Source organism: Patulibacter medicamentivorans, assembly GCF_000240225.1.
Classification (GTDB): Bacteria; Actinomycetota; Thermoleophilia; order Solirubrobacterales; family Solirubrobacteraceae; genus Patulibacter; species Patulibacter medicamentivorans.
Genome location: NZ_AGUD01000025.1, coordinates 1 through 10686, shown reverse-complemented (window position 1 = coordinate 10686; position 10686 = coordinate 1). Strand labels below are relative to the sequence as shown.

Annotated in this window: 9 protein-coding genes and 1 tRNA gene; 8 read left to right on the top strand and 2 right to left on the bottom strand. The window is 74.3% G+C overall.

The annotated features are described in order from the left end of the window. Positions 1-168: 168 nt before the first annotated feature. The 8 genes from PAI11_RS03540 (at position 169) to PAI11_RS03505 (ending at position 8384) form a co-directional block, all read left to right on the top strand. Positions 169-1686, top strand: a complete 1518-nt coding sequence (locus tag PAI11_RS03540) for a class I tRNA ligase family protein (protein WP_007570915.1) — start codon at positions 169-171, stop codon at positions 1684-1686. Between the two features lie 100 nt (positions 1687-1786). Continuing rightward, positions 1787-2551 (top strand): TatD family hydrolase, encoded by a 765-nt coding sequence (locus PAI11_RS03535; RefSeq protein WP_007570913.1) that lies wholly within the window; start codon positions 1787-1789, stop codon positions 2549-2551. Beyond that, the gene (gene rsmA / locus PAI11_RS03530) at positions 2548-3456 is read left to right on the top strand and encodes a 16S rRNA (adenine(1518)-N(6)/adenine(1519)-N(6))-dimethyltransferase RsmA (RefSeq protein WP_007570911.1); all 909 of its coding nucleotides are present in this window, start codon (positions 2548-2550) and stop codon (positions 3454-3456) included. The genes PAI11_RS03535 and rsmA overlap by 4 nt, the downstream gene beginning before the upstream one ends. Beyond that, positions 3453-4394 (top strand): 4-(cytidine 5'-diphospho)-2-C-methyl-D-erythritol kinase, encoded by a 942-nt coding sequence (locus PAI11_RS03525; protein WP_007570909.1) that lies wholly within the window; start codon positions 3453-3455, stop codon positions 4392-4394. The genes rsmA and PAI11_RS03525 overlap by 4 nt, the downstream gene beginning before the upstream one ends. Then, positions 4394-5983 (top strand): VTT domain-containing protein, encoded by a 1590-nt coding sequence (locus PAI11_RS03520; RefSeq protein WP_040598096.1) that lies wholly within the window; start codon positions 4394-4396, stop codon positions 5981-5983. Before PAI11_RS03525 ends, PAI11_RS03520 begins: the two co-directional genes overlap by 1 nt. Beyond that, positions 5980-6195 (top strand): hypothetical protein, encoded by a 216-nt coding sequence (locus PAI11_RS03515; RefSeq protein ID WP_007570905.1) that lies wholly within the window; start codon positions 5980-5982, stop codon positions 6193-6195. The genes PAI11_RS03520 and PAI11_RS03515 overlap by 4 nt, the downstream gene beginning before the upstream one ends. Positions 6196-6310: 115 nt before the next feature. After that, on the top strand, positions 6311-7570 hold the full coding sequence (locus tag PAI11_RS03510; protein WP_007570902.1) for a PucR family transcriptional regulator: 1260 nt from the start codon (positions 6311-6313) through the stop codon (positions 7568-7570). Positions 7571-7592: 22 nt separating this feature from the next. Next, positions 7593-8384, top strand: a complete 792-nt coding sequence (locus PAI11_RS03505) for an MTAP family purine nucleoside phosphorylase (protein WP_007570900.1) — start codon at positions 7593-7595, stop codon at positions 8382-8384. Positions 8385-8416: 32 nt separating this feature from the next. On the opposite strand, the gene PAI11_RS03500 is transcribed toward PAI11_RS03505, so the two are convergent. Further along, a tRNA-Gln gene (locus PAI11_RS03500) sits at positions 8417-8489 on the bottom strand. 98 nt (positions 8490-8587) lie between these two features. After that, a complete protein-coding gene (locus PAI11_RS03495) occupies positions 8588-10381 on the bottom strand; it encodes an alkaline phosphatase (RefSeq protein ID WP_007570898.1) in 1794 nt (597 codons plus the stop codon). Positions 10382-10686 lie beyond the last annotated feature (305 nt).

Below are 10686 nucleotides of genomic sequence, written 5' to 3'. Positions count from 1 at the left end.
CTGGATCGGCCTGGCGCTCGCCGCCGTCGGCCTGCCCGGCGGGCTGGCGGTCGGGAGCGTCCGCCGGCGTCGGCGGGGCCGGCCGGCAGCCACGCGGGCGGCTGTCGGCGGTCGTCGCCCTCGGCCAGGCGGGCGCGCGATCGATCCGCCGGTAGCCTTGATCCACGAATGGGCTACGAGATCACGACGCCGATCTTCTACGTGAACGCGGCGCCGCACCTGGGGCACGCGTACTCGACGATCGTCGCCGACGTGCTGGCGCGCCACCACCGGCAGCGGGGCGACGACGTCTTCTTCCTGACCGGCACCGACGAGCACGGCGAGCCGGTCGCCAACGTCGCCGCCGACCGCGGGATCACGCCGCAGCAGCTGGTCGACGAGAACGCGCCGAAGTTCGAGGCGATGGGCGGTCCGCTGGAGGCCTCCAACGACTTCTTCATCCGCACCTCGGACGAGCGCCACAAGGCCGCCGTCCAGGAGTTCCTGACCCTGGTCAAGGACAACGGCTACGTCTACGAGGGCGACTACGAGGGCTGGTACTGCCCCAAGTGCGCCGACTTCAAGACCGAGTCGGAGATCGCCGAGGGCAACACCTGCCCGATCCACGGGATCCCCCTGATCCGCGAGAAGGAGCGCAACTGGTTCTTCCGGCTGTCCGCCTTCCAGGAGCAGCTCGAGCAGCTCTACGCCGAGCGGCCCGACTGGGTCGTGCCGGCGGTGCGCCGCAACGAGGCGCTGGCGTTCATCAGGAACGGCCTCCAGGACGTCTCGCTCAGCCGCAACGCGATCAGCTGGGGCGTCACCGTCCCGTGGGATCCCGAGCACGTCTTCTACGTCTGGTGGGACGCGCTCCTGAACTACCGCACCGCCCTGCGCTTCGGGCGTCCCGGCCACGACCTGACCGACAGCCACTGGCCCCCGGTCCACGTGATCGGCAAGGACATCCTCAAGTTCCACACGATCTACTGGCCGGCGCTGCTGATGGCCGCCGGGGTCGAGGTGCCCGAGAAGGTGCTGGTCGGCGGCTTCCTGCTCGTCGACGGGGCGAAGATGAGCAAGTCCAAGGGCAACGTCCTGGACCCGTTCGAGGCGGTCGAGACCTTCGGCGCCGACGCCGTCCGCTTCTACCTGCTGCGCGAGGTCAGCTTCGGCAGCGACGGCTCGGTCTCGCTCGACGGCCTGCGCTCGCGCTACGAGACCGAGCTGGCCAACGACTTCGGCAACCTGGCGTCCCGCAGCCTGGCGATGGTCCGTCGCTACCGCGACGGCCAGACCCCCGACGTGGCGGTCGATCCGGCGATCGGCGCCGAGTTCGAGGGGCTCCCGGGCGAGGTCGCGCGGCTGCTCGACGGCGGCCAGATCAGCCAGGCGCTCGACGCCGTCTGGCAGCGAGTCCGGCGCCTGAACCGCTACGTCGAGGAGCAGGCGCCGTGGACCCTCGCCAAGGCCGAGAAGGCGGAGTCGGCGTCGAGGGCCGACCTCGATCGCGTCCTGCGGACGCTCGTCGAGGGGGTCCGGGCGACCGCGGTCCTGCTGCACCCGTGGCTGCCGGCCAGTACCGAGAAGCTGCTGGCGGCGATCGGCTGTCCCGACCTGGACTGGTCGGGGGCGGCGCTCGGCGCCGGTCCCGCGCCGGCGGTCGGCGAGCTGGAGCCGCTGTTCCCGAAGGACGTCGGCGACGCGTGACCACGCGCCCCGCCGGCGGCGATCGCGCTCCCGCGACGCCCGACCGCCGGCCTCCGACCGCCAGCCCCGCCCCTGCCGTCCGCTTCGAGCCGCCCGCCGCATGATCGACAGCCACACCCATCTCTCCTCCTGCGCGCCCGACGACGAGGAGCTGGTCGCCGCCGCCCGCCAGGTCGGGGTGCGGCGGATCCTGACCGTCGGCATGGACACCGAGACCTGCCGTCAGGCGCTCGCCGCCGCCGAGCGCTTCGACATGGTCTTCGCCGCGATCGGGCGCCACCCGAACGTCGCCGGCGGCTACGACGACGCGGTTGGCGCCGAGCTGCGCGCGTTCGCCGCGGACCCGAGCTGCCGCGCGATCGGCGAGACCGGGCTCGACTTCTTCCGCGACCACGCGTCGCCTGACGACCAGCGCGCCGCCTTCCGGGATCAGATCGAGATCGCGCGCGAGCTCGACAAGCCGCTGGTGATCCACACCCGCGCGGCCGACGACGAGACGATCGCGACCCTCCGCGAGCACGCCGGCGGGGTGACGGTGATCCTCCACTGCTTCTCGATGCCGGACCGCGTGCACGAGTGCCTGGAGCAGGGCTGGTACATCAGCTTCGCCGGCAACGTCACGTACCCGAGGAACGAGGATCTGGCGCTGGCCGCGGCGACGGTTCCCGACGACCGGATCCTGGTCGAGACCGACGCGCCGTACCTGACGCCGCAGCCGATGCGCAAGGAGCGCAACCAGCCGGCCTACGTGACCGAGACCGCGCGCTTCGTCGCCGCCCAGCGCGGCCAGAGCTACGAGCAGCTCGACGCCGCCGTGACCGCCAACGCCGCCCGCCTGTTCGGGTGGGACGGGGTCGGTCCGTGAGCGAGGACGGCCCGACGCAGCCGAGCCTGCGGCGGATGCGGGCCCACGGCGTGCGCCCCAAGCGCGACCTCGGGCAGAACTTCCTCGTCGACGACAACATCCTCGGCGTGATCGCGCGGCTGGCCGAGCTGCGCGAGGACGACGTCGCGCTCGAGGTCGGTGGCGGCCTCGGCGTCCTCAGCGAGCACCTGGCGCCGCGCGTCGCCGCCCTCCACGTGGTCGAGCTGGACCGCAGCCTGGAGGAGCCGCTGCGCGAGGCGCTGGCCCCCTGGGAGGGAGGCGATCCCGCCCGCCCTCGCGTCCAGCTGCACCTCGCCGACGCGATGCGGATCGACCTCTCGACGCTCGATCCGGCCCCGACCGTCTGCGTCTCGAACCTGCCCTACTCGGTCGCCGCCGGGGTGATCCTGCGCTCGGTGGTGGACCTGCCGTCGGTCGACCGCTGGGTCGCGATGGTCCAGAAGGAGGTCGGCCAGCGGTTCGCCGCGGCACCGGGCACCTCGGCCTACGGGGCCCCGTCGGCGCTGGCCCAGCTCAGCTGCGACGTGCGCGTTCTGCGTGGGGTATCCCGTACGGTGTTCGCTCCGGTGCCGAACGTCGACAGCGTGTTGGTGGGTCTGCGGCGCGTCCGGCCGCCCGCGCCGGCGTTCGTGCGCGCGCTGGTCAACGCCGGCTTCGCCCACCGCCGCAAGGCGCTCGCGCGGTCGATCTCCCTCGCCGGCGGCGGATCCGAGCGCCGCGACCACGTGCGCACGGCGCTCGAGCAGGTCGGGCTGCCGCTCGACGTCCGCGCCGAGCGGCTGTCGGGCCTCCAGTTCGTCGAGCTGGGCGCGGCGCTGGCCGCGCTCGAGGGCAACGCGCCGGCCGCGAGCGAGATCCGGGCCTGGCAGGAGGCGACCGCATGAGCGCCGACCACGGGACCGCGGTCTCGACCGTCGCCCCGGCCAAGGTCAACGCGACGCTCGTCGTCGGCCCCGTCCGCGAGCGGGACGGCCGCCACGAGCTGGTCACGGTGATGCAGTCGCTGACGCTCGGCGACCAGGTCGTCCTGCGCCCGCGTCGCGACGGCGACGGCGGCGAGGACGGGGACGTGGTCCGCTGTCCCGGCGTCGGCGGCGACAACCTGGCGCTGCGGGCGCTGACCGCGTTCCGCCAGGCGACCGGCTGGGACGCCCCGCCGCGGACGATCGACATCGTCAAGCGGATCCCCGTCGCGGCCGGGATGGCGGGCGGCTCGGCGGACGCCGGCGCGGTCCTGCGGCTGGCCGCGCACGTCAGCGGGCTCGGCGACGCCGCGCTGTTGCAGGAGCTCGCCGCGGCGCTCGGCTCCGACGTCCCGCACCAGCTGCGGCCCGGCCTGGCGATCGGCCACGGGGCGGGCGAGCAGCTGATCCGCTGCTCGGGAGTGCTGCCCGGCGCGGTCGTGGTGCTGCGCGCCGGCGTCGAGCTGTCGACCGCCGCGGTCTACCGCCGCCACGACGAGCTCGACGCGGCGACCGGGACCCGCACCCGGGCGGCGCTCGACGGCTGGCGCGAGCGGATCGCGCAGACCCTCACGGGCCCGGCCCCGCCGTCGCTGCCGGACGCGCTCTGCGTCAACGACCTGGAGCCCGCCGCGGTCGATCTCTGCCCGCTGGTCGGCAGCAACGTCGAGCGCCTGCGCGGCGTCGGCGCCCAGCGGGCGATGGTCTGCGGCTCCGGCCCGACGACGATCGGCTGGTTCGTCGACGCCGAGCGCGCCCAGGCCGCCGTCGCCCGTCTGCACGAGGACGGCGCCGACGCGCTGGTCGCGGTTCCGACCGGCGGCGCCGCCGTCAGCACGATCATCGAGGTCCCGGCGTGATGGCGACGCTTCCGGCGGCGCTGACGGCGCTGCCGCTGGCCAAGGTCCATCCGATGTGGGCGGCGCTGGCGATCCTGGCGCCGCTGGTCTTCTTCCTCGTCCGTCGCCGCCGTCCGGTCCCGCGCTGGGCGCTTCCGGCGACCGTCGCCGCGGTCGTCGTCGGCGCGGTCCTCGGCAGCGGCGTCGTCGAGCTGCCGACGCTCGAGGACCTGCCGCTGCAGGAGATCGTCGAGGACATCGGCGACGCGGTCGGGGCCTGGGCCTACCTGATCGTCGGCGTGCTGGCGTTCCTCGAGACCGGCGCGTTCGTCGGCCTGCTCGCGCCCGGCGAGACCTTCGTGATCCTGGCCGGCGTGCTCGCGGGCGAGGGCACGCTCGGCTACGTCGAGCTGCTGACCGTGGTCTGGATCTGCGCCTTCTCCGGCGACATGGCCAGCTTCTTCCTCGGCCGGCGGCTCGGGCGCTCGTTCCTGGAGAAGCACGGTCCGCGCTTCAAGATCACCGCCGACCGCCTGGCGCAGGTCGAGACGTTCTTCGACAAGCACGGCGGCAAGGCGGTGGTGATCGGCCGCTTCCTCGGCTTCGTGCGGGCGATCGCGCCGTTCGTGCTCGGCTCCAGCGGCGTCGCGGCGCGGCGCTTCGTCCCGTACTCGGTGATCGGCAGCGGCCTCTGGTCGGCGCTCTTCGTGAGCCTCGGCTACGTCTTCTGGCAGAGCCTCGACCAGCTGCTGAAGTGGGCCAAGCAGGGCGCGTTCGTCTTCGGCACGCTGGTCACGCTGGTCGTGGCCGCGTTCGTCATCGGCCACTGGCTGCAGGAGCCCGAGAACCGCGAGCAGGCCCGTCGCTGGCTGCACGACGCGGGCGAGACGCGCGCGGGGCGGCTGGCCCGTGCGGCGTGGCGGCCGTTCGCCGGGCCGGCGCGGTTCGTCTGGGCCCGGATCACGCCGGGCGACCTGGGGCTCGAGGTGACGACGCTGCTGGCGATCGCGACCGTCGGCGCGTTCGCCTTCTTCGGGCTCGAGAACGTGCTCGACGGCAGGCTGACGACTCACGGCGACGATCGGCTGCTGAAGTGGCTGGACGGGATCCGGATCGGGGTCGCCGAGGACGTCGCCCGGGTCGGGCTGGTGCTCGGCGCGCCGCTGCTGGTCGGCGCCGTGACCCTGCTCGGGGCGCTGTTCCTGGCCTGGCGCCGGCGGTTCTTCACCGCGGTCACGCTGATGCTCGCGGTCGGGCTGGGCCTGCTGGTGACCGCCCTCGTCCGCGACGGCGAGAGCCGCCTGCAGCCTCCGGGCGCGCTCGAGACGATCGACGGCTCCAGCTTCCCGTCGGCGGTCGCCGCCGGCGCGGTCGGATGGGTCGCCCTCGCCGTCGCGCTGACGCCGGTCCTGCGCCGGTTCCCCGGCCGGATCGGCCTGAACGGGCTGGCGGTGATCCTGGCGGTGGCGATCAGCTGCGCGCCGCTGGTGCTGCGCGCGGCCTACCTCTCCGACGTGCTGGCCGGGGCCGGGTTGGCGGCCGCCGTGATGGCGCTGGTGGCGCTCGTGGCGCTGTTCGTCTCGCACCTGCGTCAGAATCCCGCCGGATGAGCCACGAGTTCGTCACCTACCTGGTGCTCGTCGTCGGTGGCCTCGTGGCCGTCGGCGCCGTCGTCACGCTCGTGCTCGTGCCCGTCGCGCGGATCTACCCGACCTGGTGGGAGCGGATGGCCGCGCTGGTGCTGGCGGCGTTCGTCGTCGCCGTCTTCGCCACCGGCGGGGTCTACGTCGGGCTGGCGTTCGTGGACAGGTTCCTCAGCTGAGCGTGGATCCGGGCTCGGCCTTCCGGGCCCCGGCCGATCGCCGCCGGACCCGGGCTGATCGCGGCATCACCGAGCGGCACGAGCCCCTGCACCCACGGCCGATACGATTCGCGACGTGAACCCGCCGCCCGAGCCGCTGCCCGAGACTCCGGTGGCCAGCGACACGGGGCCGCTGGGCGCCATCGCCGAGGCCGTCGAGAGCGGGGCCGGACTGCCGGCCCTGACCCGGGCCGCTGCGCGGGCGCTCGACGCCGGGATCGTGGTCGCGGATCGCGGCGGGGCCGTGCTGGCCGTGGCCGCCCGCTCGCGCGACGAGGAACGGCGGCTGCTGGCGACCCGCACCGAGCTGCCGGCGCAGCCGCTGACCGTCGCCGGCGAGCCGGCCGGCAGCGTCGTCCTGCAGCACCGCGGCGATCCCGAGGCCGGCGTGATCGCGCTGGTCCTGACCGTCCTGGCGCTCGAGGTCGAGCGGGTCCGCGCGCCCGCCCGGGCCAGCCAGGAGGAGGCGGCGACCTTCTGCACCGAGCTGCTCGTCGGCGAGCTGACCGATGCCGCGACGATCGTCGGTCGCGGGACCGAGCTGGGCCTGGACCTCTCCGACGCGACCGGCGCGCTGGTCGTGCGCGTCCACCCGCACGTCTCCGGCGACGAGGGCTGGCGGGCGCGCGCGCTCGCGGCCGTCGAGCGCGGGGCACGGGCCGTCAGCCCGTCGGCCCTGGTCGGCGCGGTCGAGCGGGGCGGCCCCGCCTGCGAGATCGCGGCCCTCGTCCCGACGCCGGCCGAGGACTCGATCGGGCGCGCCGCCGGCGCCGTCTTCACGGAGCTCGACGGCGTCCTGCCCGGCCACGGCGTCTCCGTCGGCCACGGCCGCGCGACCGCCGAGCCCGGCGACCTGCCGCGCGCGCTGCAGGAGGCGCTGCTGGCCTGCAACGTCGGCGAGGGCGACCCGGACGCGACCGTCCTCGGCTTCGAGGAGACCGGCGCCTACCGCCTGCTGCTGTCGGCGATGAGCGAGAATCCCGACGAGCTGCGGCGCTTCTACGCCGAGACGATCGAGCCGCTCGCCGCCTACGACGCCCAGTACGAGACCGACCTGGTCGGGACCGTCACGGCCTACCTCGACGCCGACGGCTCGGTGGCCGCGGCGGCGCAGCGGCTCTTCACCCACCGCCACACCGTCCGCTACCGGCTCGAGCGCGTGCGCGAGCTGTGCGGCCTCGACGTGACCTCCAGCGACGGCCGCGAGCGGCTGAGCCTGGGGCTGAAGGCGATGCGGGTGCTCGGCCTCGGGCAGCACGACGGACCACCGCTCGGGGAGCGCGAGACGCGGCCCCGGCGCGGGTCGGCCGGCGCGCGCCGGCCGCCGCGGACCTGAGCGTCATCTAGCATCGCCCGCCATGCGGATCGCCGTCGTCACGGGCTCAGGGACCTACGCGCTGCCGGGGCTGGCGGACGCCTCGCGGACGACGGTCGAGACCGCCCACGGCGCGGTCCCGGTCACGCTCGGCGCCGTCGACGGCAGCGAGATCGTCCACCTGGCCCGCCACCGCGACGGCCACGAGCTGGTCAGCCACCAGGTGACCCACCGCGCCAACGTCGCGGCGCTCCAGCAGCTGCAGGTCGACGCGGTCCTGGCGGTGACCGTCTGCGGCGCCTGCGACCCGTCGGCGACGCTCGGCAGCCTGCTGGTCTTCGACGACCTCCACTTCCTCTCCAACCGGCTGCCCGACGGCAGCCTCTGCACGCTCCACGACACGCCCGCCGCGCCCGGCCGCGGGCACTGGGTCTTCGAGGGGCCGTTCAGCGAGCCGTTGCGTCGCGCGCTGCTGGCGGCGGCGGCCGACGCCGATCTGGCCGCTGCCGACGGCGGCGTCTATGGGCACGTCGACGGGCCGCGCTTCAACACCCGCGCCGAGATCCGCTCGCTGGTCGCGGCCGGCGTCAGCGCCGTCAGCCAGACCGCGGGGCCGGAGACGGTCCTCTGCGGCGAGGCGGGGATCCCCTACGCGCTGCTCGGCTTCCAGACCGACTACGCCAACGGCGTCGGCGACGAGGCGACCCCGGTCTCGACGTTGCTGGAGCTGATCGCCCGCAGCACCGCCAGCTTCTCGGCGGTCCTGGCCGGCGCGATCCCGCGCGTGGCGGCGGATCCGCCCGCGGCGGTCGGCACCAGCCTGACCTGGGACTGAGCCCGGATCAGGCCTGCGACGGCTCGGGGAGGCTGAGGAGCGAGGACTCGAACCCCGGTTTGCGGGACCAAAACCCGCCGACTTAGCCTGTTAGTCGACTCCTCAGGGCTCCCGGGATTCAAGCAGCCCGCTCGGCGCCGGGGTGGCGCGGCGGGGGCGGGTGGCCGGGCGCGACGCGCCCGGCCACCCGCCGCTCCGCTGGGCTAGCGGACCCGCAGCGAGCGGCTGGCGGTCGCCGTGCCGCCCTTGCCGGTGGCCGTCACCACGACCTTCAGCGTGCCCCTGCCGGTCTTCGCCTTCAGGCGCGCGCTGCCGCCCGACGCGCCGAGCGTCTTCGAGGCCAGGCGCTTGCTGCCGCGCCGCAGCTCGACCCGCACCGTCTGGGCGTCGCGGGCGACGACCGAGACCGCGACGCCGGAGCGCAGCGCCCGGCGGCTGATCGAGCTGCTGCCGAGGGCCAGCCCGGCGCCCGGCTTCGGGGTCGCGGCCGGAGCCGTGACCGTCTTGGTGGGGCCGGTGACCGTGGTCGTCGGTCCGGGTGTCGTCACGGTCGTCGTCGGACCGCCGGGCAGCGTGCTCGGCGCGCGGCCGAGCAGGGTCTGGAACAGGTCGGTCTGATCGATCAGGCCGGTGACGTTGGCCGCCTGCGGGCCCTTGGCCGCGACGCGGATCTGGGTGCCGGTGTGGGTCGTCGAGAGACCGCCTCCGGGGTAGTTGGTGTTGTACGCGAGCTTCATCGGATCGCCATCAGCGGTCTTCAGCGTTGCCGTCCTGGCGCTGAAGGGCTCGTCGGCCGGAACGATTTGGGTCGAGTGGCCGTGGTCGCCGGTCACGATGATCAGCGTGTCGGGATGCGCCGCCTGGTAGTCGAGCGCGACCTTCGTCGCCCGGTCCAGCTCGGCCAGGTCGCCGATCGCGCCGCAGGCGTCGGCGGCGTGCTCCTGCTTGTCGACCATCGCGCTCTCGACCTGCAGGAAGAACCCCTTCGGGTTGTCGAGCAGCTCGATCGCCTTGCGCGTCATGTCGGCCAGGCGCGGTTGGGTCCCACGGTTGGCGGGGACGCACCGCTGATCGGGGCCGCCGGCGCCAGGTTGGGCCGTGGCGACGAGGGGGTCGTACAGCGGCGTCATGTTCTCGCCGGTCGTCGCCTTGGGATCGGCCACCGTGCCGCCGCTGAAGAGCCCCAGGACCGGTCCTCCCTCCAGGGAGGTGACGGCCGCCAGCGCATCGTTGGTCGCGACGTAGCGGTAGCCGTGCTGGTTCTCCGCGTAGTCGAGAACCGTCGGGCCGGCGTCGGTGTTCTGCATGAAGCGGTTGCGTCCGCCGCCGAGGATTACGTCGATCTTGTTGTCGACCAGCTGCTCGGCGACTGAGCCCTTGCCGCCGCTCGACTTCTTGGTCGCAGCGCAGTTCGCCATGTTCTCCGGCCCCTGGCAGGCACGAAGGTTGATGTGCGACGCGGCCGCCGCTGGCGTGGCGTCGGTGATCGCCGCGGTCGAGACGTTGCCTGTTCGCTTGCCCTGCTCGCGGTAGGTCTCCAGGACGGTCTTGTAGTCGGTTCCCGGGACGCTGTCCGCCGTGCTCGGCCCCTGCGACAGGCGGCTGTCGACGGTCTTGTGGCCGGTCGACCAGCCGCTGGCGGTCGGCGCGGAGTCCGACACGTAGTTGATCGGATACGTCGGGCCGGGGCCGTTCTTCAGCCCGAACGTCGTCATGTCGCCGGTGAACGGCAGCGCGTCGAGCGCCTCGAAGCGACCGGCCGCGCCCTTCTCGTAGTTGCGGGCGGCGGTGATGATCGAGTCGTCGGTGCCGTCGCCGATCAGCAGGATCACGTTGCGCGGCTTGGCGCTGTCGATCTGGCCGGCGAGGTCGGCGCTGCGGTCGGCCGTGCCGAGCGGGCCGACGGCGAGCGCGGCGCCGCCGCCGACGGCGACGGCCGCCGCGACCGCGACCGCGACCAGCGGGCCGCGTGAGGTCCTGTTCCAGGGGGTCTTCATCGGGGGTTCCTTCGGTGGGGTTCGGGGAACGGGGGAGCGATGGGTTGGCCGCCGGGCGGCGGTCGCGGTGCGCGGGCTCCGCGGTGGTTCGCCGGGCGACGACACGAGGGTCGGATCGCGGCTGCCGGCGGTCGGGTCCAAGGCGCCGAGGTGCCACGAGCGGCGCTCGGACCGACGCGGCTCGCCGCCAGGCGCGCGAGTCGCCATGCGGCCGGCCGCGTGGCGTCGTGCGTCGGCCGCGACCTGGCCGATCGAGGCGCGTGAACCGCGGCGTGGCGCGACGACGGCGAGCCGGCCGCCAGCCG